This window comes from Actinoplanes sp. NPDC021490, assembly GCF_055562135.1.
This window is the reverse complement of record NZ_JBVHFW010000002.1, coordinates 618,776-638,271: the sequence shown is the minus strand read 5'-3', so window position 1 is coordinate 638,271 and position 19,496 is coordinate 618,776. Positions and strand designations below refer to the sequence as shown.

Below are 19,496 nucleotides of genomic sequence, written 5' to 3'. Positions count from 1 at the left end.
CGGATCAGATACTCAATCCACTAATGAACTAGTGGACTTGGTGTCATGATCAGCTTTCGGATCGACCGGCGCTCCGGCACTGCCGTGTATGCGCAGCTCGTGCATCAGGTGCGGCAGGCCGTGCGGACCGGCCGGCTGATTCCCGGCGATCGGTTGCCGACGGCCCGCGAGGTGGCCGAGCGCAACGGCATCAACCCCAACACGGTGCTGCGGGCGTACCGGGAACTCGAGGTGGCCGGTCTGGTCGAGCCCCGGCAGGGTTCCGGGACGTTCGTCAGCCAGACGCTGTCCCGGCCGTCGATCGACGTCACGGACCTGCGGGAGGAGCTGGCCGACTGGGTCGGTCGCGCCCGTGCCGCCGGTCTCGACCTGCCCGACATCCAGGCGCTCGTCGCCGACGTCGCCGCCGATCGGGGTGAGTCCCATGCACCCGTCCGGTGAGGCGCTGGCCGTGGAGGGCGTCTCTCACCGGTTCGGCGCCACGCCCGTCCTGCGGGATTGTTCCTTCGTCGTGCCGGCCGGAGCCGTGGTGGCCTTGCTCGGTTGCAACGGCGCCGGCAAGACGACCTTGATCCGGGCCGTCGTGGGGCTGCTGCGACCGGATCGGGGCCGGCTGAGCGTGTTCGGGCGGCCGCTCGGCCCGGACGTGCTGCCCCGCATCGGCTACGTCGGGCAGCAGGCCTCGCTGTATCCCATGCTGACCGTCGCGCAGACCTTACGCCTGGGCGACCGGCTCAACCCCCGCTGGGACATGGCGTACGCGCAGCGCCTGGTCGACGCCGGAGGACTGCGCGGCACGGCGAAGGTCGCCTCGCTCGCCGCCGGGCAGCGGACCCGGCTGGCGGTCGCCATGGCTCTCGGCAAACAGCCGGACCTGCTGGTGCTGGACGAGCCGCTGGCCGGCCTCGACCCGGTCGCCCGGGCCCAGCTGACTGGGGCGCTGATGGCCATGGTCGCCGAGCGCGGCACGACCGTCCTGATGTCCTCGCACGTGGTGGCCGACCTCCAGGACATCTGCGACCACGTCGTCGTCCTCGGCGGCGGCCGGGCGCGCCTGGCCGCCGACCTCGATTCGGCGATCCGGCAGCACCGGATCGCGGTCGGCCCCGCGGGCGAACTCGCCGCCCTCGACGACCACACCGTCGTGGAGATGCGCCGGGACGGCCGCGAGTTCACCGCGCTGGTCAAGCTGGGGAAGGCGGGCGACGACGGCCTCGCGTGGCACCGGCCGACCCTGGAGGAACTGCTGCTGGGATATCTGCGCGCGGACGCCTCGCAGTCGATGAGGGAGATGACCGTCGCATGACGTGGCTCGCGCTTCGCCTGCTCCGCCCGTACCTCGTGGTGGCGGCGGCGGTGGCCGCGGCCGCCACCGGCTACATCTTCCACGCGGCCGCCGTCGTCCGGCGGCAGCTGAACGGCGACGGCTTGCCGGGCTGTCTCGACCCGAACTACTGCTATCCCCGCGGGGCGGCCCTGAACGCCGTGTTGGGCATGGAACTGTGTGCGGCCTTCGTTCCGCCCCTGCTCGGGTTGATTCTCGGCGTGGCCCTGTTCGCCCGCGAGCGCGAGGAGGACACCATGGCCTTCGCGCTGACCCAATCCATCTCACGCCGGCGCTGGATCCTCACCAAGTTCGGCTGGGCCCTCGCGGCCGGCTCGGTCTGCTCGCTGAGTGTCGCCCTGGCCCACCGCCTCGTCGCCACCCGATACACCGCCCTGGCCAGCGACACGTACGAGATGTTGCAGCTCCTGCACCTCAACAACGCCGCCTACATGGTGGCTCAGACCGCCGTCCTCACCGCGCTCGCCGGTGTGCTCGGCCTGAGCACCGGCCGGACCCTGCGGACGCTCGTGCTGACCGTGGTGGCCGGACCGTTCGCGATCATGACGGCCGCCGCTGTCGCCGTCCCGCTCGCCTACCTCCTTCCGCAACCGACCGGCACCCCGACCAGCGCCCATCCCTTCGTCGACGACCTGTTCACCACGGACCCGCTCGCCTACCTGATCAGCGTGGTCGCCGGCGTCGGCGTGGTGATCCTCGTGCTGCTGGCTCCCCGGGCCGTCCGCGACTCGCGCTGACGCCCGCGGGCTCACGTGGGCCGAGCGTCTTCGCGACCGGATCCGGCCGGCGCCGGGCCCAGCCGAAAAACATGCCTCAGCGGAAACTGCGGCGGTAACTCTGCGGGCTCGTGCCGACCACCCGCTTGAAACGATCCCGGAAAGCCGTCGGGGAGCCGAAGCCCACCTGGGAACCGATCCGGTCCACGGGGTGGGCGGTCGTCTCCAGCAGGTGCTGGGCCCGGCGGATCCGGGACAGGTGCAGCCACTGCAACGGGGTCGTGCCGGTCTGTTCGCGGAAGCGGCGGTTGAGTGTGCGGACGCTCATGCCGGCGTGCCCGGCGATGTCGTCGAGGGTCAGATCGCGCCCGGCGCTCTCCTCCAGCCAGCGCAGCAGCGGCTCCAGCTGCGAGCCGCGCGGGGCCGGGGGCTGCTCGGGCACGATGAACTGGGCCTGGCCGCCCTCGCGTTCCAGCGGCATCACGGACAGGCGGGCGGCCTGAGCGGCCACCGCGGAGCCGTGGTCGCGGCGCACCAGGTGCAGGCAGAGGTCGAGCCCGGCGGCGGCGCCGGCCGACGTCAGGAACTGGCCCTCGTCGACGTAGAGAACGCCGGGGTCGAGGTCCACGCGCGGGAACAGCTCGGCGAACTGGGCGGCCCCGACCCAGTGTGTGGTGGCCCGGCGGCCGTCGAGCAGGCCGGTCGCGGCGAGCACGAACGCGCCGGCGCAGATCGACGCCAGGCGTGTTCCCCGCTCCGCCGCGGCCCGGAGGGCGGCTACCACCGGCGCGGGCACCTGCCGGGGGCCGTCGTGGCAGCCGGGCAGGATGATCGTGTCGGCCGTGTCGAGGGCCTCCAGGCCGTGCGGCGCCTGGAGGGTGAAGGCGCCCGCGCTCACCGACGGCGCCGGGGCGCACACCCGTACGTCGTAGGGCCGCGACCCGTCCTCGAGGCGGACCCGGTCGAAGACCTCGAGCGGGGTGGCGAGGTCGAAGGCGACGACGTTGTCGAGGGCGAGCACGACGATCCGATGCATGCGCCCAGCCTATGGCCAGAATCCGTTGGCCTATGGCATTCAAGCCACTGTCCTCGCCATCGGGCCGCCCATACGGTCGGTGATCGTGACAAAAGTGCTGCTCTCCCTGCATGTTCTGGCCGCGATCGTGGCCATCGGCCCGGTCACCGTCGCGGCCAGCATGTTTCCCGCCGCCGTCCGCCGCGCCGACCTGGCCCAGATGCGCACGCTCCACCGCATCTGCCGCGTCTACGCCGTGCTCGGCCTGTCCGTCCCCGTCTTCGGCTTCGCCACGGCGGCCTCCCTGGGTGTCCTGACCGACGTCTGGCTGCTGATCTCGATCGCGCTGACCGCGGTGGCCGCCGTGGTCCTGTCCTACGCGATCCTGCCGGCCCAGGCTGCGCTCGCGGGCGGGGACAGCGACCCGGCCCCGGCCCCAGCTGCGGTGGCCGCCGACAGCGACCGGGCCCGGCGGCTGGGCATGGTGTCGGGCGTCTTCAACCTGCTGTGGGCCACGGTCGTCGTGCTGATGATCGTGCGGCCCGGCTCCACGACGGGAGCGTGACCATGTTGCTGAAGGTCGCCGCGCGCGTCGAACTGCTGTCTCTGCTGGTTCTGCTGGCCAACCTGGCCACCGTGCACGTCCCGTGGGTGGCCACGCTGCTCGGCCCGCTGCACGGGTGCGCCTACCTGGTGGTGATCGGCGCGACCGTCTCCGCCACCAGACGCGTGCGACCCCGGCTTCTGGCCCTCGTTCCCGGGATCGGGGGCGTGCTGGCCCGGCGCGGCCTGAGGCGGGAGGCGAGCACCGCGGACGTGTAGCGGCCGGGCAGACGCACAGCATGCAGACAGGCGGCGTTTCCTCAAGGCCACCTGCGCGGTGTCGATTGGGACCACCACGGACCAGCGTGGTCCCTTTCGACACTCAGAGGAGGCCGTGTGGTCGGCTCGGCGCACGTGAACGGACGGGCCTCGGCCTTTTCCGCGCTGCGCCGTGACCCGTGGCTGCTCGGCCTGGTGGCCTGGACGGGCCTCACGTTCGTCCTGTTCGCCGCGCTCGACGGTCACCCCGAGTGGCAGGTACGCGTGTTCTGGGCGTTCCAGCCGCCGGTTGACGCCCTGCTCGCGTTCTTCTCCTGGCGCGTGGCGCGTCTCGCGACCGGGCCGATCCGGCGGTTCTGGCTGGTTCTGGCGGCGACGGGCGCGCTGTTCACGTTCGGCGACGGCACCCAGGCGCTGCTGACGTTCCTGCCCGGGGAATGGTCGACCAACGGCGGCATCGTGCAGACGATCTGCCTGGGCACCGGCATGGCGGCCGTGGTGGCGGCGATGCTCGTTCACCCGCATCCGAACCGGACCGGCCGGGAAAGGCTGGGCTTCTGGCTCGACTCGGCCACGGTGCTCGTGGCCGGCGCGGTGGTCGCCTGGTGTTCGCTGGTGACGCCGGACGGGACCACGCGGTCGGACATGCTCGCCGTGCTCGCGGCGACCGGCGTGGCCATCACGGCGTCGTTCGCCTCGGTCAAGATGATCCTGAGCGGCAACGCGCCCATGCACCGGGCGGCCGCGATCCCGATGATCGGCGCCACCATGGTGATGAGCGTCGGCATGTTCATCGCCCCGGCCGGCACCGATGTGCACCCGGCGGTCTATCTGATCCGCTACCTGCCTAGCATCCTGATCTGCGCCGGACCGCGGGTGCAGTTCCTGCTCGCCAGCTCCGACCGGACAGCGTTCGGTGAGCGCCGCCGCAAGGCCTACAGTCTGCTCCCATACGGGGCCATGGTCGTGGCTTTCGTGGTGCTGGCGGCCACGCTTCCGGGCGGGGTGAACGCGCGTCTCTGGGGTGTGGTCGCCGGGCTGGCGCTCATCTGCGCGCTGGTCGCCTGGCGGCAACTGGTGGCGTTCCACGACAACCAGGCGCTCATCACCCGGCTGCGCGAGCACGAGGGCCGGCTGCGTCACCAGGCCCACTTCGACGGGCTGACCGGGCTGGCCAACCGCGGGCACTTCCACGAGCAGGTCGGGCACGCGCTCACCGCGGAGCCCGCGTCGGTGTCCGTGCTGCTGGTCGACCTCGACGGGTTCAAGGCCGTGAACGACACGATGGGCCACGCGGCGGGCGACGCCCTGCTGATGGGTGTGGCCGACCGTCTGCGCGGGGCAATCCGCGCCGGGGATGTGGCCGCCCGTCTCGGCGGTGACGAGTTCGCGGTGCTGCTGCCCGACTGCCCGGCTGCGGAGGCCGAGCAGACCGCCGTACGCATCCTGGCCGCGCTCACCGTCCCCGAGCAGATCGACGGCGTCCCGGTGCGGGCGGCCGCCTCGATCGGCGTGGCCTCGGCGACCCCGGGCACGGATGTGACCACGCTGCTGCGCGAGGCCGACATCGCCATGTACGCCGCCAAGCACGAGGGCAAGGGCACGTGGCGGCGCCACCATCCTCGGATGACCGCCACGCGCCCTGCCGGCGCCGTGCTCAGGTGACCGGCGAAGGTCTCAGCCGAGCCAGATGTTGTCGTGCTCCAGATAGAACTTCGCCTTCTCGTCCTCGCTCATCTGCGCGACGTTGACCAGGCCCTCGAAGTAGGCCTCGCGCGGCGCGCCCGGGGAGAAGTGCAGCAGCATCGAGGCGGGCTCGCCTGACTCGTTCTTGAACGCGTGGATGCCGCCGATCGGCACGTGCACGTAGTCGCCGGGCTCGGTGTCGATCCACTTCTCGCCCGTGTAGATGCGCATGCTGCCGCTCAGGATGTAGAACGACTCGGAGATCGAGCGGTGGAAATGCGGGTCGGGCCCGGTGACTCCAGGCCCGCACTCCCAGCGGTACAGCCCGAACAGGCCCCCCGTCGACGGGCCGGACGACAGGTAGTGGACCTTCGTCCCGTTGGGATAGACCAGTTCGGGTGGCGTGCCGTCCGGCCGATAGAGAGCGCTGACTTCTCCGGTTTCCCCGTGGTACTGCGGTGGTGGATACGTCATGCCACCCATTCTGCCCGTTGATCCTTCGCTCTTCTTTCGGTCCGGCTTCGGCCCGCTTTCGGCGTCAGTTGCTGTCATCGACACATGACAGATGACGTTACGGACCGCCGGCTCGAGCGGACCCTGTTCGAAGTCAAGAAGGTGATCGTCGGGCAGGACCGGCTCGTGGAGCGGCTCCTGACCGCGCTGCTGGCCGGCGGGCACTGCCTGCTCGAGGGGGTGCCCGGCGTGGCCAAGACGCTGGCCGCCGAGACCCTCGCCGTCGCGGTGGGCGGCACGTTCCACCGCATCCAGTTCACGCCCGACCTGGTGCCCTCGGACATCATCGGCACCCGCATCTATCGCGCCGGCAAGGAAGCCTTCGACGTCGAGCTCGGCCCGATCATGGCGAACATCGTGCTGGCCGACGAGATCAACCGGGCGCCCGCCAAGGTGCAGTCGGCGCTGCTCGAGGTGATGGCCGAGGGCCACGCCTCGATCGGCGGGCAGACCTATCCCGTACCGCAGCCGTTCCTGGTGCTGGCGACCCAGAACCCGATCGAGAGCGAGGGCGTCTATCAGCTGCCCGAGGCTCAGCGGGACCGTTTCCTGATGCGGGTGGTGGTGGGCTACCCGACCGAGCAGGAGGAGCTCGGCATCCTCTACCGGATGGGCGGCGCGCGGCCGGTGGCGCAGCCGGTGCTCGATCCGGTGACCCTGCACGAGTTGCAGCTGCGGGCCCGCGGGGTGTTCGTGCATCACGCGCTGGCCGAATACGTCGTCCGGCTGGTGCTGGCGACGCGCGAGCCCGAGCGCTTCGGCCTTCCCGAGGTGGCCGGTCAGCTCGCGTACGGGGCGAGCCCGCGCGCCACGCTCGGTCTCGTCGCCGCCGGCCGGGCCCTCGCCGTGCTGCGCGGCCGCGACTACGTGCTGCCGGCCGACCTGCTCGAGATCGCCCCGGACGTGCTCGCGCACCGGCTTGTTCTCTCGTTCGACGCGGTCGCCGACGACGTGCGGCCCGAGCAGATCGTGCGCCGCATCACCGATGCCGTCCCGCTGCCGGTGATCGCCCCGCAGCAGGAGGAGCGCGGCCCGGGCCTGGGGATGGCCGCATGAACGAAGGGGGATTCGCGCCCGAGCTCCTCCCGGAACGGCGCCTGCGACGGCTCGAACTGATGATCACGCGACGGCTCGACGGTCTGCTCCACGGCTCGTACCTGGGCCTGCTCCCCGGCATCGGCAGCGAACCGGCCGGAAGCAAGGAGTACCACCCGGGCGAGGACGACGTGCGGCGGATGGACTGGGCCGTCACCGCCCGCACCACCGTGCCGCACGTGCGAACGGTCGACGCCGACCGCGAACTGGCCACCCACGTGCTGGTCGACGCCAGCGCGAGCATGGACTTCGGCACGGCCGGCCTCGAGAAACGGGAGCTGGCCCTGGCCGCGGTCGCCGCCGTCGGCTTCCTCACCCTGGGCAACGGCAACCGGCTGGGCGCCCACCTGGTTTCGGGCGACGGCGTACGCCGGTATCCCGCCCGGGGCGGACGCGCCTCGCTGCTCGCCCTGCTGCGGGCCATGATGCTCACGCCGCGCGACCAGCGACCCGTGTCCCTCGGCGCCGGCATCGAGACCCTGCACCGCCAGACCCCCCGTACGGGACTGGTGGTTGTGGTCTCGGACTTTCTGGACGGCCTCGACGAGGACGGACTCGGACCGGCCGCCCCCGAGTGGGAGGAGCCGCTGCGCCGGTTGGCCGCCCGCCATCAGGTGCTCGCCGTGCAGGTGGGCGACCCGCGCGAGCAAGAACTGCCGGACGTCGGACTGCTGACCCTGGTCGACCCCGAGACCGGCCGCCGGCGCGAGGTGCCGACCGCCAGCCGGAAGCTGCGCGCCCGATACGCGGCCGCGGCCGCCCAGCAACAGGCCACCATCGCGGCCGCCGTGAAACGGGCCGGAGCCGCGCACCTTCCCCTGCGGACCGACCGTGACTGGGTCGCCGACATCGTGCGCCACGTGCACGCGCGGCGACGTCTCAGCCGGGCCGCGCACAGACCACAAAGGACATCGCAATGACCTGGCTCTCCCCGGAACGACTGTGGCTGCTGCTCGGCGTCGCCGCGCTCGCCGTGGCCTACGTGATCGCCCAGCGCCGCCGCAGCCGGTACGCCGTCCGTTTCACCAACCTCAAGCTGCTCGACCGGGTCGCGCCCAAGCGTCCCGGCTGGCGGCGGCACCTGCCCGCCTCGCTCTTCCTGGCCATGCTGGGGCTGCTGGTGGTCGGGTTCGCCCAGCCCCAGGCCGAGGTGCGGGTGCCGCGCGAGCGGGCGACCGTGCTCGTCGCGGTCGACGTGTCCCGCTCGATGCTGGCCACCGACGTCGCGCCCAACCGGCTCGACGCGGCCAAGGCGGCGGCCCGCGACTTCGTCGGGGAGCTGCCCGAGCAGTTCAACGTCGGGCTGGTCGGGTTCGCCGGGCAGGCGTCGGTCTTCGTGCCGCCGGGCACCGACCGCACCCAGATCGGCACCGGCATCGACCGGCTGTCCGACGGGTCGGCCGGGCAGGCCGGCACGGCGATCGGCGACGCGATCGCCTCGGCGCTCGAGCAGATCCGCTCGATCGACGCGGCCGCGGACGAGGACGTGCCCCCGGCCCGGGTGGTCGTCCTCTCGGACGGCGCCAACACGTCCGGACAGGACCCGGCCGTGGCGGCCCGGACCGCAAGCGAGCTGGGGGTGCCCGTCGACACCATCTCGTTCGGCACGCCCACCGGCACGATCGGCGACGGCCAGCAGGTGCCGGTCGACGGCGAGACGCTCCGGTCGGTCGCCGACGCCACGGGCGGGCGCTACTTCGAGGCCGCCAGCACCGAGGAGCTGCGTGACGCGTACGCGGACATCGGCAGCTCGGTGGGCTATCAGACCGAGGTCCGCGATGTGTCGGCCCGGTTCATCGGGATCGGGCTGGGGCTGGCCCTGATCGCGGCGCTCGCGTCGATGTTCTGGTTCGCCCGCCTGCCCTGACCCCGCCCCCCGCCCCGGCCGTGCCCGTCACGGCCGGACCATTGGAAGGGAATGCCATGTCTGGACTGGGGACGCCTCGCGGACCTGAGTTCCACTCGCCGGACTGGGCCACCGCCCCCGGTGCCGCCCCGGTCACGGGTCCGGCGCACGCCGCCGCCCGCGGCAAGCGACTTCCCGCGGCTGCCCTGGCCGCTCTCGCCGTCGTCGGCCTCTCGGCTGGCGCCGGCGGGGCGGCCGGCTACGTCGCCGGCCGCGACGCGGACGAGGCCGCCACCGCCGTGCCGCCGCCTCAGGGCAACGTTCCGGCCGACCTGGTCGGCGCGGCGGCCCGGGTGCTGCCCGGCGTCGTGTCGGTGCAGGTGCGCACCGGCCTGGGCGGCGCGTCGGGTTCCGGGTTCGTGTTCGACAACCGCGGGCACATCGTCACGAACAACCACGTCGTCGCGGCCGGTGGCCGGGGCGGCAGCGTCAGCATCGTCGGCTCCGACGGTCAGCGCCGGGAGGCCGAAATCGTCGGCACCGACCCGGGCAGCGACATCGCTGTGCTGAGAGTCACGCAGGGATCTGCGCCGACGCCGCTGGCGCTGGCCGACCCCCGCGCGACCCGGGTCGGCGAGCCGGTGCTGGCGGTCGGTTCGCCGCTCGGCCTGAGCGGAACTGTGACCGCCGGCATCGTCAGCGCGCTCGACCGGCCCGTACGGCTTGGTGGGCAAACGCGACAGACGGCGGTGCAGACGGACGCCTCGATCAACCCCGGCAACTCCGGCGGACCGCTGGTCAACGCCCGGGGTGAGGTGATCGGGGTCAATACGGCCATCGCGACGCTCGAGGGCGGCGGATCCATCGGGATCGGTTTCGCGGTTCCGATCGAACGGGCCCGCCAGGTGGCCGATTCGCTCATCGCGCGGGGATAGTCGACAGATGCGGTTGCTGGTGGTGGAGGACGAAGAGGATCTGGCGGAGGGCCTGCGCGTCGGGCTCGCCCGCAGCGGCTACGCGGTGGACGTCGCGCTCGACGTCGCCCAGGCCTACGACCGGCTGACCGTCAACGAGTACGACCTGATGCTGCTCGACGTGAACCTGCCCGACGGCGACGGGTTCGCGCTGTGCCGCTCGCTGCGCGCCGGTGAGATGCCGCTACCCGGTCAGGGCGACCTGCGGGTGCTCATGCTGACCGCGCGCGGCGGGCTCGACGACCGGGTCCGCGGCCTGGACGGCGGCGCCGACGACTACCTGGTCAAACCGTTCCATCTCGCGGAACTGCAGGCCCGCGTACGGGCTCTGCTGCGCCGCGACACCGCGGGCGCGTCGGCCCGGCTCACCGTGGGGGACATCGTGCTCGACTCGGCCCGCCACCAGGTGACCGTGGCCGGTCGTCCGCTGGCCCTGACCCCCAAGGAGTTCGGGGTGCTGGAATACCTGATGACCCGGCCCGGGCACGTGGTCTCCAGCGAGGAACTGCTCGAGCACGTGTGGGACGCCAACGCCGACCCGTTCACCCAGACGGTCCGGGTCACGGTGGGCACACTGCGGCGCAAGCTGGGTGAGGGCTCGATCGAGACGGTCGTCGGCCGGGGCTACCGGCTGCGGGAGGGATGAGTCGTGAAACGGCCCGAGGTGTTCCGGTCGATCCGGTTCCGGCTCACCGTCATCTATTCGACGGTGCTTTTCGCGCTGGCCGGCCTGACCCTCGGGGGGATCTACATCGCGGTCGCCCAGAGCACGTCACCCCGGCCGGTGACCGAGCGCATCGCCAAGGTCTACAGCACCGACCGCGAATACCTGGGCACGACCACGGTGGCCGAGGTCAGCGAGATCGAGGAAGCGGTCAACTACAACACGCTCACCAGCCTGCGGCAGTGGTCGTTCATCGCGCTCGGCGGCCTGTTCGTGGCCAGCCTCGGCATCGGGTGGGTGCTGTCCGGGCGCGCGCTGCGGCCGGTCGGCGCGATCACCCGGACCGCACGCGAGATTCAGGCCACCGACCTGTCCCGGCGGATCCGGCTCAACGGGCCGCCCGACGAGCTGCGCGACCTGGCCGACACCCTCGACAACATGCTCGACCGGCTGGACCACGCGTTCCAGGCCCAGCGGCAGCTCATCGACGACGCCTCGCACGAGCTGCGCAGCCCGCTCGCCATCATCCGGACCAACCTGGACGCCTCGCTGACCGCGCCCGACGCCGCGCCGGAGGAACGCACCCGCGCCGTCGCGGTGGTCGACCGGGCCACGACCCGCATGTCGCGGCTGGTGGAGGATCTGCTGGCCACCGCGCGACGCGACGCCAACGCCACGGCCGACGCCGACGTCGACCTGTCGGTGGTGGCGCGCGAGGCCGGCGAGGAATCGTTCGTCACCGACCGGCCGCTGCGCCTGCGCTACGAGACGGCGGCCGGCCTGCATCTGATCGGCGACGCGGACGCGCTGCGGCGCGCGGCCGGCAACCTGTTGTCGAACGCGGTGCGGCTGGCCCCCGCCCATTCCACGGTGACCGTGGCGACCGGCCAGGCCGGATCGTGGCTGTGGCTGGCCGTGGCCGACGAGGGGCCCGGCATCGCCCCGGCCGATCTGCCGCGGGTCTTCGATCGCTTCTGGCGGGGGGAGAACGGCGAGGCCCCGGGCGTACGGCGGGAGCGCCGCACCGGGCTCGGGCTGGCCATCGTGCGCCAGATCGTCGAGTCGCACGGCGGCCGGGTCGCGGCCTTCTCGCCGCCGGGCCGCGGCAGCACGTTCGTGTTGTGGCTGCCCGCGGCCGACCGCACCGACGAGGAGCAGCCGCCCGGTGGCAGCCCCTGGCCCTGACGGCCGGGATTGTTCAGACTGGCTCCGACCGTCCCACGACGACAGGAGACCTCCGCATGATCACCGTGAGTGGACTGGACGAGCTGAAGACCCTGGCCGGCCGGGATCTGGGGCACAGTTCGTGGCTCGAGGTGACGCAGGAGCGGGTCGACGCGTTCGCCGAGGCGACCGGGGATCACCAGTGGATCCACGTTGACCCGGAGCGGGCGCGGAGCGGACCGTTCGGGGGCACGATCGCCCACGGATATCTGACGCTGTCGCTGGTCATCCCGTTCTTCGGCGAGATCCTGCATGTTGACGGAATCAAGATGGGCGTCAACTACGGCCTCGACAAGGTGCGCTTCCCCAGCCCGGTGCGCGTCGGCTCGAAGATCCGGCTGGCCGCGACGGTCGCCGAGGTGTCGGAGGTGGCGCGGCGCTGCGTGCAGGTGGCCCTCGATTTCACCGTGCAGATCGACGGTGTGGACAAGCCCGCCTGCGTGGCCCGGCCGATCTACCGGTACTACGCCTGACCGGGTCCGCGTTTCGCGTTCTACGCCAGGCCGGGCCGGGCTCCGCCTTCTACGCCTGATCGGGTCCGCATTTTGCCTTCTACGGCTGAACAGGCCCGCGCTTCGCCTTCTACACATGACAAAGCCCGGCGAGCGATAGCGCTCGCCGGGCCCCGGGCGTGGTCAGCCGACGCGCTCGATCACGGCGCGGCGGATCAGGAACTTGCCGGGCTCGCGGACGCCCTCGAAAGCGGCGTTGTTGAGCAGGACGCAGCTGCCGGAAGTGGTCTCGACCTTCACGGTGATGCTCTTGTTGTTGTCCAGGTTGGTCACCTTGAGCGTGGTGCCGATCGGGAAGGTGCCGCTTGACGCGAACGGGGCGCCGGCCTCGCCGGACAGCGTCACCGTCGAGCCCTTGCAAACGACCTCGCCGGCGCCGGTGCCGGCGGCGGGCGGAGCGGCCGGCGGGTTGCCGGCGGCGGGCGGGTTCGCGGCGGGCGGGTTGGCGGCGGGCGGGTTGGCAGCGGGCGGCTTCGCGGCGGCGGGCGGCTTCGCGCCCTGGTTGCCGCCCTGCTGGCCGCCGGCGGCGGCGCCCGGGACCTCGCCGGCCACGTCGGCGGTGCAGCCTGCCACGCCGCGGCGCTGGTTGATCAGGTCGACCACGGCCTGGCGGTTGGCGATCCGGGCCTCCGACTGCGCGTCCGGCGCCGCCCGCTGGCCGGCGATGAACTGCAGGTTCTGCCGCAGCGCCTGATCGAGCCCGGCACAGTTCTCGCCCGCGCTGCTCATGCCGGTGCTGATGGCGAACGCGCCACCCGCGAGCACGACCGCCGAGGCCCCCAGCACCACCTTGCGGGTCGTCGAGGACATCTTGCGGCGCTGGGTCCGGTACATGCATGGCTCCTTCGGTGTCGGGCTGCTCCGATGCAGGTACCGACAACTACGACCCGGGCCATGATCACGGATCAGGAACCTAACCTTAAACATCCTTAAATCAATCGGGACCGCTCATCCGTCGTCGCCGCGTGGACGGACCATCTGCGGCCGGGCCCGGCCGACGTCCCGGTCGATGCGCAGATCCCGCTCCAGCTCCGTGATCATCGTGCGCAGGTCGTCCAGACGCTGACTGATCAGGATCCGATCGATGTCGTCGGGCATGCCGTCGTGGTCGTCGTCGACGGTCAGGCTCTCGGTCATCTCCAGCCGGCGGGCCTCCTCCATCGAGTTGACGATGACCGCGATCAGGATGTTGAGCAGCAGATTCACCGTGATCAACACGTAGCTGACGTAGTACACGAGGGTCCACGGCGACACCCGCAGGCCCTGCTCGATCAGATCGGGGAGGGTTTCCAGCGACAGCAGCACGAAGAGCGTCATCACGGCGCGGCCGATCGTGCCGTACTGCTCCGGGTAGGCCTCGGCGAAGATGAGCCAGCCGGTCATCCCGTAGACGTAGAACGTCACCAGGGCCAGCGCCAGGAACCCGCCCACGCCGGGCAGGCTGCGCAGCAGGGCGGTCACGATCGTGCGCAGGCCGGGCGAGAAACGAACGAGCCGGACCACCCGGGCCATGCGGATGATGCGCAGGGCGGCCGTGTCACCGTGCAGGCCGGGAATGAACACGGCCGCGATCACGACGAAGTCGAACACGTTCCAGCCGTGCTTGAAGAAGTCCTGCGGACGCCGCCCGTACGCGAGAACGCGGATCACGATCTCGGTCACGAACACGGCCCGGAAGAACCACTCCAGCCAGTGCAGGTACGAGATCCGTTCGGCCACCGGATAGGTCTCGACGCACAGCAGGGCCGCATTGAGGCCGATCATGACGACGATCGTCACCTCGAACGCGCGGGAATCGACGATTCGCGAACAACGGCGGGCTACGCGTGTCACGTCGAACATGCCGGCCAGCCTACGGAGCGTCCCCGCCGCCGGGGTGACGCGGCGTGGCCCGGGCGGGGGGCGATTCGGGTGGATATGCTGGCCTGGTTATGAGCTCTGAGCTGCTGGACTTCCGCCGAATCTACGTTGAGCCCGCCGCGGCCGAGATGCCCCGGGGCAAGGAAGTGCTGGCCCGGTTCCCGGCGGCGCAGGTTGTCGAGGTCGAGAGCCACAACCGAATCGACGAGCTGTACGGAGACGAGACCAACGTCAACCGGTGGGTGCGGATCAAGCGTGAGGCCCTCGTGCTCGGGGTGAAAAAGACGCTCACGGCCCGGCCCAACGGGCGCTCGGCCGACTTCATCGCACCGTCCACGGCCAACGGGTGCGCCATGGCCTGCGCGTACTGCTATGTGCCGCGGCACAAGGGATACAGCAATCCGATCACCGTGTTCGCCAACATCGACCGCATCGAAGGCTATGTCAAGCGTCACGCGGCGCGGCAGGGAACGAAGCCGGCGCCCAACGAGTGTGACCCGGTGGCCTGGGTCTACGACATCGGGGAGAACTCGGACTGCAGCGTCGACGCCCGGATCAGCGACAACGTGCGCGATCTGGTGTCGCTGTTCCGGTGGATGCCGAACGCCAAGGCGTCGTTCGCGACCAAGCATGTGAACCGGGACCTGCTCGAGTGGGATCCGCAGGGACGCACCCGGATCCGTTTCTCGCTGATGCCCCAGCGCGACGCCAAACTGCTCGATATCCGTACGTCGCCCATCGCCGAGCGGATGGCCGCGATCGACGACTTCGTGGCGGCCGGCTACGAGGTGCACGTCAACTTCAGCCCGGTGGTCGTGCGGGACGGCTGGCTCGAGGACTGGGCGCTGCTGCTCGACCAGCTGGACGCCTCGATCGGCCCGGCGGCGCGGGCCCAGCTCGCGGCCGAGGTCATCTTCCTGACCCACAACCGCGATCTGCACGAGGTCAACCTGGGCTGGCATCCGAAGGCCGAGGAACTGATCTGGCGGCCCGACCTGCAGCAGCCGAAACGCTCGCAGAACGGCTCGCTGAACGTGCGCTACCGGACGGGCGCCAAGGGCCAGTACGTGACGGCCCTGGTCAATCTGATCGGCGAGCGACTGCCCTACTGCCGCGTCCGATACGCGTTCTGACATGCACACCGTCGAGCTGTTGCCGGACGAGGGGCTGGCTTCCCGCGTACGGGAAATGTGGGATCTTCTGCGTGCCCACGGGCTGCCGTCGCTGGCCTCGCACCCGCACCCGACGAACCGGCCGCATCTGACCGTGGTGACCGCGGCGTCGCTGGACGGTCTGCCGCCGCTGCCGTTGCCCCTCGACGTGGCGATCGAGCCGCCGCGCCTGCTCGGGCGCGCGCTGGTGCTCCCCGTGACGCCGGACGCCGCGCTGCGGGAACTGCACACGCTGGTGTGGTCGTCGCTGGCGGAGGCGTGGCCCCCGTCGGCCGAATGGGTGCCGCATCTCAGCCTGGCCCTGCGGATGCCCGAGGAACACCGGACAGCGGCCCTCCAATTGCTGACCGAGACGCCGGCCCGTGGGTCGCTGGTCGCCGCGCGCAGCTACGACAATTCCGCCCGCACAATTCGCGACCTCTAGGACGTCCGAGATCTGCCACTCATCGTTTGCCGGCCGGAATAGCCTGACCCGATCCGAGGACTGAGGAGGACGCCATGTCGTTCTTGAGGAATCCGAGTTTCGAATTGGGCCCGATCTTCTGGCAGCCGATCAACCATGCGGGCAGCGTGACATTCAGCGTAGGACCCAGCAGTAATCCGCCCCCGGTCACCGGAAACAACATCGCCAGCATGGTCTCCCTGGTCAGTGGCGGCTCGATCGGCCAGGACACCGACCCGATCACGGCGGCCAGCGTGTCGTGTTTCGCCCACGTCACGTCGGTGACCGGAGCGGACGGGGCGCTGGCTATCTGGAATCTGACGACCAACGCCGCGTCGACCACGCCTTTCCAGGTGAAGAACGCGTCGGAGTTCCAGCTCGTGCAAAACACGATGCACCTCGACAGCACGGCCCGGATCCGGGTGGAGATCTATCTGAACACCCCGGGCGGGCAACTCTCCATCGATTACGTGAACCTGTTCTGACCGACGATGACACTGCGGCCCACTGACGAGCTTTCTGCCGCGGCGTGGCTGTACGCGACCGAGGCCGGCCCGACGCGGTTGATCACGTTCGGGCCGGCCTCGTTCCCCGCGTACGCGCGTCTTCGCTATCTGCCCGATCCGGTCCGTCCGGACATGCGCGAGTCGGACGTGCGGCTGCCGTCTCCCCGGACTACCGAGATCGACATGGCGCGAGCAGCGATGGAAGCTCTCGCCGACTACAGCTCCTCCACACGCGACTGCTATGTCTGCGTGTGGGAGGGCGGCGCGACGTTCCGAGATCCGGCCCTGACCGGCGGAAACCTGGTAGAGCTCCCGCACCGGCGATACGTCCTGCTCACCGGCACCCTGAGCGACTTGACCGGGTGGAGCGACCTGTTCGACTCCGAGGCCGGCTCGGCGCCGGCCTTCGTCTGGCCGGCGGATCATTCGTGGTGTTTCGCCAGTGACGTCGACCCGCACTGGGCCGGCATCGGCGCCGGCCGTGAGGTTGTCGACCGCCTCGTCGCGGACCCGGACCTCGACGTCGTGCCTGCGGACCCGGACGAGCGGCAGCCGACGTACTACTGACTCGGGCCGGCCGCGCCGGCTGGCAGGGAACTCTCAGAAAGGTCTCCGATACTTCTCTGGGCAGAACTGACCTGCCGCCGATGATGTTGAGGAGCGTTTGTGACCGACGTGCTCGCCGAAGCCGCCCCCGACACGTCCGGAGGGCTGACCGGGTGGGCCGTCGGCCTGATGGAGACGCTGGGAGGTGTGGGCGCGGCCCTGATCGTCGGGCTGGACAACCTGTTCCCGCCGATCCCGAGCGAGCTGGTGCTGCCGCTGGCCGGGTTCTCGGCCAGCCGGGGTGTGTTCAGCCTGCCCGAGGCCCTGCTGTGGACGACGCTGGGCTCGGTCGTGGGCGCCATCATCGTCTATTGGGCGGGCGCCCTGCTCGGCCGCGAGCGCACCCGCAACCTGGTCGCGTACATCCCGCTGGTCAAGCTGCAGGATTTCGACCGCTGCGAGGAATGGTTCGGCAAGCACGGCACCAAGGCGGTCTTCTTCGGCCGCATGGTCCCGCTGTTCCGCAGCTTCATCTCGCTGCCGGCCGGCGTCGAGCGGATGAGCTTCTGGAAGTTCACCCTGCTGACGACGGCGGGCAGCTTCATCTGGAACACGATCTTCGTGACGGCCGGGTTCGTCCTGGGGGAGAACTGGCATCGCGTCGAGGGGTACGCCGGGGTCTTCCAGAAGATCGTCATCGCCGGCGTGGTCATCGGGGTCGGCTACTTCGTCTGGCAGCGCCTGCGCGCCCGCAGTCTCGGGGCCGCCGACACCGACGCCACGGTCGTCCTGCCGGTGCTGCGGGAACGCCCCCGCAGCCACCGGCGCTGAACGCACTACCGGCGCGGTTCCCAGCGGAACATCCGGGTGGCGAACGAGACGGCCACGACGACCCAGGCGAACGTGGGCGCGAGCAGGATCAGCGAGTCGGACAGGGCCACCCCGCCGTTCCAGGCGTTCAGCATCAGCTCGGTGGCCGCGCCGCCCGGCAGCAGCCGCTTGAGCAGCTCGAAATCCTCGGTGCCGGTGATGCCGACCCAGCTCGCCACCGCGATGACGCCGAGGCTGACCGGCAGCGTGGTGACCTGGGCGTGCTCCGGGGAGTTGGTCACCCCGGCCGTGGCCAGCGCCAGGCCGATCATCATCGCCACCGTGGCCAGCACGGCCAGCACGAGCAGCGGCACGTTGGCGGGCCGCCCGGCGACCACGCCGAACGCGATCAGGATGCCGGAGAGCTGCACCAGCGCGATCGCGGTGGCCGGCAGGACCAGCCCGGCCAGGATGCCGGCGTCGCTCTCGGCCGTGGAGCGCAGGCGCTTGAGGAACAGGTTCTGCCGGCGCGAGGCCAGCGTCGTGACGGTCGAGGTGTAGAGCCCGAACGCGCCGACGGTGAACATCACGATCGCGGCGATGTAGCCCAGGCTGCCCAGCTGGCTGAACACCTCGTGCTGATAGATGAAGTAGACGCTGACCGCGACCGGGATGATGAAACTGGTGACCAGCACCAGCCGGTTGCGGAAGATCTGGATGAGCTCGGTGCGAGCGATGGCAAGCATGTCGGTGTCCTCGGCGTGCGTAGGCGGTGCGGTCAGGATTCGATGGCGCGGAAGACGTCGTCCAGCCGGGTCGCGCCGGCCGACAGGTCACGCAGCTCCAGGCCGTGGTCCTGCGCCCAGGCCAGCAGCACGTGCAGGTCCTTCTGCAGGCCGAAGGTCTCGATCCGCACCGACCCGCCGGCGCCGGTGGTGGCCTGCAGCGGCAGCGGCGGCGCGGGGGCGACCAGCGTGAACTTGATGACGGCGGGCAGCGTCCGGGTCAGCTCGGTGACCGTGCCCTCGCGGTGGAAGACACCCCGGTGCATCAGCCCGATGCGGTCGGCGCGCTGTTGCGCCTCCTCCAGGTAGTGCGTGGTCAGCACGACGGTCGAGCCGTTCTCGCGCAGCCGGTCCACGGCGTTCCACAGGTCGTCGCGCGACTGGATGTCCAGGCCGGTGGTCGGCTCGTCCAGGAAGATCAGCTCGGGGGTGCCGTAGACGGCCGTCGCGAAGTCGAGGCGCCGCTTCTCGCCGCCGGACAGCTGACCCACCAGCGTGCCCGCCTTGCGGGTCAGGTCGACGACGTCGATGACCCGGTCCACGTCATCCGTGCGCCGGGTCAGCCGGCCGATCAGACCGACCGACTCGCGGACGGTGAGGTCGGGCGAGAACCCGCTCTCCTGCAACATGATCCCCATGCGGGGCCGCACGGCCGTACGGTCGCGCGGGCTGTGCCCGAACACCCGGACCGTGCCCGACGTCGCGACCCGGTGCCCCTCGATGATCTCCAGGGTCGAGGTCTTGCCGGCGCCGTTGGTGCCCAGAAGCGCGTACAGCTCCCCGGGCCGGACCTCGAACGAGAGGTCCTTGACGGCGTGGAAGTCGCCGTACGTGAGGTTGAGGTGTTCGACTTCGATGACAGGCGTTGTCGGCATGACTCGATGACACCAGCGAACCACCCGTACGGTCAGTGCCGCCGTGTCACCAACGGGATATGACGTGGTGTCACTACTGGCCGCCCCG

Annotated in this window: 24 protein-coding genes; 18 read left to right on the top strand and 6 right to left on the bottom strand. The window is 70.9% G+C overall.

Translation table 11 applies throughout. The features are described 5' to 3' along the window. The first annotated feature begins 45 nt into the window (after nt 1–45). From ACZ3I4_RS07275 to ACZ3I4_RS07265, 3 genes are read left to right on the top strand one after another with little or no spacing between them, the layout of a single operon-like run. On the top strand, nt 46–441 hold the full coding sequence (locus tag ACZ3I4_RS07275; protein WP_465380986.1) for a GntR family transcriptional regulator: 396 nt from the start codon (nt 46–48) through the stop codon (nt 439–441). Further along, complete coding sequence (locus ACZ3I4_RS07270) at nt 425–1,306, top strand: ABC transporter ATP-binding protein (RefSeq protein ID WP_465380985.1); 882 nt, start codon at nt 425–427, stop codon at nt 1,304–1,306. Before ACZ3I4_RS07275 ends, ACZ3I4_RS07270 begins: the two co-directional genes overlap by 17 nt. Then, complete coding sequence (locus ACZ3I4_RS07265; RefSeq protein WP_465380984.1) at nt 1,303–2,082, top strand: ABC transporter permease subunit; 780 nt, start codon at nt 1,303–1,305, stop codon at nt 2,080–2,082. Before ACZ3I4_RS07270 ends, ACZ3I4_RS07265 begins: the two co-directional genes overlap by 4 nt. Nucleotides 2,083–2,158: 76 nt before the next feature. Here ACZ3I4_RS07265 and ACZ3I4_RS07260 read toward each other — a convergent pair whose 3' ends face one another. Next, a complete protein-coding gene (locus ACZ3I4_RS07260) occupies nt 2,159–3,097 on the bottom strand; it encodes a GlxA family transcriptional regulator (RefSeq protein WP_465380983.1) in 939 nt (312 codons plus the stop codon). An 85-nt stretch (nt 3,098–3,182) separates the two neighbouring features. On the opposite strand from ACZ3I4_RS07260, the gene ACZ3I4_RS07255 reads away from it, so the two are divergent. From ACZ3I4_RS07255 to ACZ3I4_RS07245, 3 genes are all read left to right on the top strand, one after another. Beyond that, entirely contained in the window at nt 3,183–3,641 is a 459-nt protein-coding gene (locus tag ACZ3I4_RS07255) for a DUF2269 family protein (protein WP_465380982.1), read from the top strand. 2 nt (nt 3,642–3,643) lie between these two features. Next, a complete protein-coding gene (locus ACZ3I4_RS07250) occupies nt 3,644–3,898 on the top strand; it encodes a DUF3817 domain-containing protein (RefSeq protein WP_465381162.1) in 255 nt (84 codons plus the stop codon). 117 nt (nt 3,899–4,015) lie between these two features. Further along, on the top strand, nt 4,016–5,563 hold the full coding sequence (locus tag ACZ3I4_RS07245) for a diguanylate cyclase domain-containing protein (RefSeq protein WP_465380981.1): 1,548 nt from the start codon (nt 4,016–4,018) through the stop codon (nt 5,561–5,563). 12 nt (nt 5,564–5,575) lie between these two features. Here ACZ3I4_RS07245 and ACZ3I4_RS07240 read toward each other — a convergent pair whose 3' ends face one another. Further along, nucleotides 5,576–6,058 (bottom strand): cupin domain-containing protein, encoded by a 483-nt coding sequence (locus ACZ3I4_RS07240; RefSeq protein WP_465380980.1) that lies wholly within the window; start codon nt 6,056–6,058, stop codon nt 5,576–5,578. An 84-nt stretch (nt 6,059–6,142) separates the two neighbouring features. Between ACZ3I4_RS07240 and ACZ3I4_RS07235 the strand changes: the two genes are divergently transcribed. Genes ACZ3I4_RS07235 through ACZ3I4_RS07205 form a run of 7 tightly spaced genes read left to right on the top strand, consistent with a single transcriptional unit; the run spans nt 6,143 to nt 12,373 of the window. Continuing rightward, complete coding sequence (locus ACZ3I4_RS07235; protein WP_465380979.1) at nt 6,143–7,153, top strand: AAA family ATPase; 1,011 nt, start codon at nt 6,143–6,145, stop codon at nt 7,151–7,153. Continuing rightward, nucleotides 7,150–8,112, top strand: a complete 963-nt coding sequence (locus ACZ3I4_RS07230; RefSeq protein ID WP_465380978.1) for a DUF58 domain-containing protein — start codon at nt 7,150–7,152, stop codon at nt 8,110–8,112. Before ACZ3I4_RS07235 ends, ACZ3I4_RS07230 begins: the two co-directional genes overlap by 4 nt. Next, nucleotides 8,109–9,059: a VWA domain-containing protein gene (locus ACZ3I4_RS07225; protein ID WP_465380977.1), complete on the top strand. Its 951-nt coding sequence runs from the start codon at nt 8,109–8,111 to the stop codon at nt 9,057–9,059. The genes ACZ3I4_RS07230 and ACZ3I4_RS07225 overlap by 4 nt, the downstream gene beginning before the upstream one ends. Before the next feature lie 56 nt (nt 9,060–9,115). Beyond that, nucleotides 9,116–9,973: a S1C family serine protease gene (locus tag ACZ3I4_RS07220; RefSeq protein ID WP_465380976.1), complete on the top strand. Its 858-nt coding sequence runs from the start codon at nt 9,116–9,118 to the stop codon at nt 9,971–9,973. A gap of 7 nt (nt 9,974–9,980) precedes the next feature. After that, nucleotides 9,981–10,658 carry a response regulator transcription factor gene (locus tag ACZ3I4_RS07215; protein WP_465380975.1) on the top strand — a complete coding sequence of 226 codons (678 nt, stop codon included), beginning with the start codon at nt 9,981–9,983 and terminating at the stop codon, nt 10,656–10,658. Between the two features lie 3 nt (nt 10,659–10,661). Further along, entirely contained in the window at nt 10,662–11,861 is a 1,200-nt protein-coding gene (locus ACZ3I4_RS07210; protein WP_465380974.1) for a sensor histidine kinase, read from the top strand. 56 nt (nt 11,862–11,917) lie between these two features. Continuing rightward, a complete protein-coding gene (locus ACZ3I4_RS07205; RefSeq protein WP_465380973.1) occupies nt 11,918–12,373 on the top strand; it encodes a MaoC family dehydratase in 456 nt (151 codons plus the stop codon). Nucleotides 12,374–12,535: 162 nt separating this feature from the next. Here ACZ3I4_RS07205 and ACZ3I4_RS07200 read toward each other — a convergent pair whose 3' ends face one another. Next, nucleotides 12,536–13,246, bottom strand: a complete 711-nt coding sequence (locus tag ACZ3I4_RS07200) for a hypothetical protein (protein ID WP_465380972.1) — start codon at nt 13,244–13,246, stop codon at nt 12,536–12,538. Nucleotides 13,247–13,360: 114 nt separating this feature from the next. After that, nucleotides 13,361–14,254, bottom strand: a complete 894-nt coding sequence (locus ACZ3I4_RS07195) for an ion transporter (protein WP_465380971.1) — start codon at nt 14,252–14,254, stop codon at nt 13,361–13,363. An 89-nt stretch (nt 14,255–14,343) separates the two neighbouring features. Between ACZ3I4_RS07195 and ACZ3I4_RS07190 the strand changes: the two genes are divergently transcribed. The 5 genes from ACZ3I4_RS07190 to ACZ3I4_RS07170 all read left to right on the top strand — a co-directional run bounded on the left by ACZ3I4_RS07190 (nt 14,344) and on the right by ACZ3I4_RS07170 (nt 17,769). Further along, nucleotides 14,344–15,405: a spore photoproduct lyase family protein gene (locus tag ACZ3I4_RS07190; protein WP_465380970.1), complete on the top strand. Its 1,062-nt coding sequence runs from the start codon at nt 14,344–14,346 to the stop codon at nt 15,403–15,405. Nucleotide 15,406: 1 nt separating this feature from the next. Next, the gene (locus ACZ3I4_RS07185; RefSeq protein WP_465380969.1) at nt 15,407–15,868 is read left to right on the top strand and encodes a 2'-5' RNA ligase family protein; all 462 of its coding nucleotides are present in this window, start codon (nt 15,407–15,409) and stop codon (nt 15,866–15,868) included. A gap of 74 nt (nt 15,869–15,942) precedes the next feature. Then, nucleotides 15,943–16,371, top strand: coding sequence for a hypothetical protein (locus ACZ3I4_RS07180; protein WP_465380968.1), 429 nt, complete (start codon nt 15,943–15,945; stop codon nt 16,369–16,371). Nucleotides 16,372–16,377: 6 nt separating this feature from the next. Then, entirely contained in the window at nt 16,378–16,959 is a 582-nt protein-coding gene (locus tag ACZ3I4_RS07175) for a hypothetical protein (RefSeq protein ID WP_465380967.1), read from the top strand. A gap of 99 nt (nt 16,960–17,058) precedes the next feature. Beyond that, nucleotides 17,059–17,769: a DedA family protein gene (locus tag ACZ3I4_RS07170; protein WP_465380966.1), complete on the top strand. Its 711-nt coding sequence runs from the start codon at nt 17,059–17,061 to the stop codon at nt 17,767–17,769. A gap of 5 nt (nt 17,770–17,774) precedes the next feature. Here the strand turns inward: ACZ3I4_RS07170 and ACZ3I4_RS07165 are convergent, their stop codons facing one another. Both ACZ3I4_RS07165 and ACZ3I4_RS07160 read right to left on the bottom strand, forming a co-directional pair. Further along, the gene (locus tag ACZ3I4_RS07165; protein ID WP_465380965.1) at nt 17,775–18,494 is read right to left on the bottom strand and encodes a hypothetical protein; all 720 of its coding nucleotides are present in this window, start codon (nt 18,492–18,494) and stop codon (nt 17,775–17,777) included. Between the two features lie 32 nt (nt 18,495–18,526). After that, the gene (locus tag ACZ3I4_RS07160; protein ID WP_465380964.1) at nt 18,527–19,408 is read right to left on the bottom strand and encodes an ABC transporter ATP-binding protein; all 882 of its coding nucleotides are present in this window, start codon (nt 19,406–19,408) and stop codon (nt 18,527–18,529) included. Nucleotides 19,409–19,496: the final 88 nt, after the last annotated feature.

What these genes read in the sequence shown, in the direction of transcription:
- ACZ3I4_RS07275 (WP_465380986.1), top strand. Translation starts at nt 46, where the DNA reads ATGATCAGCTTTCGGATCGACCGGCGCTCCGGCACTGCCGTGTATGCG.
- ACZ3I4_RS07270 (WP_465380985.1), top strand. Translation starts at nt 425, where the DNA reads ATGCACCCGTCCGGTGAGGCGCTGGCCGTGGAGGGCGTCTCTCACCGG.
- ACZ3I4_RS07265 (WP_465380984.1), top strand. Translation starts at nt 1,303, where the DNA reads ATGACGTGGCTCGCGCTTCGCCTGCTCCGCCCGTACCTCGTGGTGGCG.
- ACZ3I4_RS07260 (WP_465380983.1), bottom strand. Translation starts at nt 3,097, where the DNA reads ATGCATCGGATCGTCGTGCTCGCCCTCGACAACGTCGTCGCCTTCGAC.
- ACZ3I4_RS07250 (WP_465381162.1), top strand. Translation starts at nt 3,644, where the DNA reads ATGTTGCTGAAGGTCGCCGCGCGCGTCGAACTGCTGTCTCTGCTGGTT.
- ACZ3I4_RS07240 (WP_465380980.1), bottom strand. Translation starts at nt 6,058, where the DNA reads ATGACGTATCCACCACCGCAGTACCACGGGGAAACCGGAGAAGTCAGC.
- ACZ3I4_RS07235 (WP_465380979.1), top strand. Translation starts at nt 6,143, where the DNA reads ATGACAGATGACGTTACGGACCGCCGGCTCGAGCGGACCCTGTTCGAA.
- ACZ3I4_RS07230 (WP_465380978.1), top strand. Translation starts at nt 7,150, where the DNA reads ATGAACGAAGGGGGATTCGCGCCCGAGCTCCTCCCGGAACGGCGCCTG.
- ACZ3I4_RS07225 (WP_465380977.1), top strand. Translation starts at nt 8,109, where the DNA reads ATGACCTGGCTCTCCCCGGAACGACTGTGGCTGCTGCTCGGCGTCGCC.
- ACZ3I4_RS07220 (WP_465380976.1), top strand. Translation starts at nt 9,116, where the DNA reads ATGTCTGGACTGGGGACGCCTCGCGGACCTGAGTTCCACTCGCCGGAC.
- ACZ3I4_RS07215 (WP_465380975.1), top strand. Translation starts at nt 9,981, where the DNA reads ATGCGGTTGCTGGTGGTGGAGGACGAAGAGGATCTGGCGGAGGGCCTG.
- ACZ3I4_RS07205 (WP_465380973.1), top strand. Translation starts at nt 11,918, where the DNA reads ATGATCACCGTGAGTGGACTGGACGAGCTGAAGACCCTGGCCGGCCGG.
- ACZ3I4_RS07200 (WP_465380972.1), bottom strand. Translation starts at nt 13,246, where the DNA reads ATGTACCGGACCCAGCGCCGCAAGATGTCCTCGACGACCCGCAAGGTG.
- ACZ3I4_RS07195 (WP_465380971.1), bottom strand. Translation starts at nt 14,254, where the DNA reads ATGTTCGACGTGACACGCGTAGCCCGCCGTTGTTCGCGAATCGTCGAT.
- ACZ3I4_RS07190 (WP_465380970.1), top strand. Translation starts at nt 14,344, where the DNA reads ATGAGCTCTGAGCTGCTGGACTTCCGCCGAATCTACGTTGAGCCCGCC.
- ACZ3I4_RS07185 (WP_465380969.1), top strand. Translation starts at nt 15,407, where the DNA reads ATGCACACCGTCGAGCTGTTGCCGGACGAGGGGCTGGCTTCCCGCGTA.
- ACZ3I4_RS07180 (WP_465380968.1), top strand. Translation starts at nt 15,943, where the DNA reads ATGTCGTTCTTGAGGAATCCGAGTTTCGAATTGGGCCCGATCTTCTGG.
- ACZ3I4_RS07175 (WP_465380967.1), top strand. Translation starts at nt 16,378, where the DNA reads ATGACACTGCGGCCCACTGACGAGCTTTCTGCCGCGGCGTGGCTGTAC.
- ACZ3I4_RS07165 (WP_465380965.1), bottom strand. Translation starts at nt 18,494, where the DNA reads ATGCTTGCCATCGCTCGCACCGAGCTCATCCAGATCTTCCGCAACCGG.
- ACZ3I4_RS07160 (WP_465380964.1), bottom strand. Translation starts at nt 19,408, where the DNA reads ATGCCGACAACGCCTGTCATCGAAGTCGAACACCTCAACCTCACGTAC.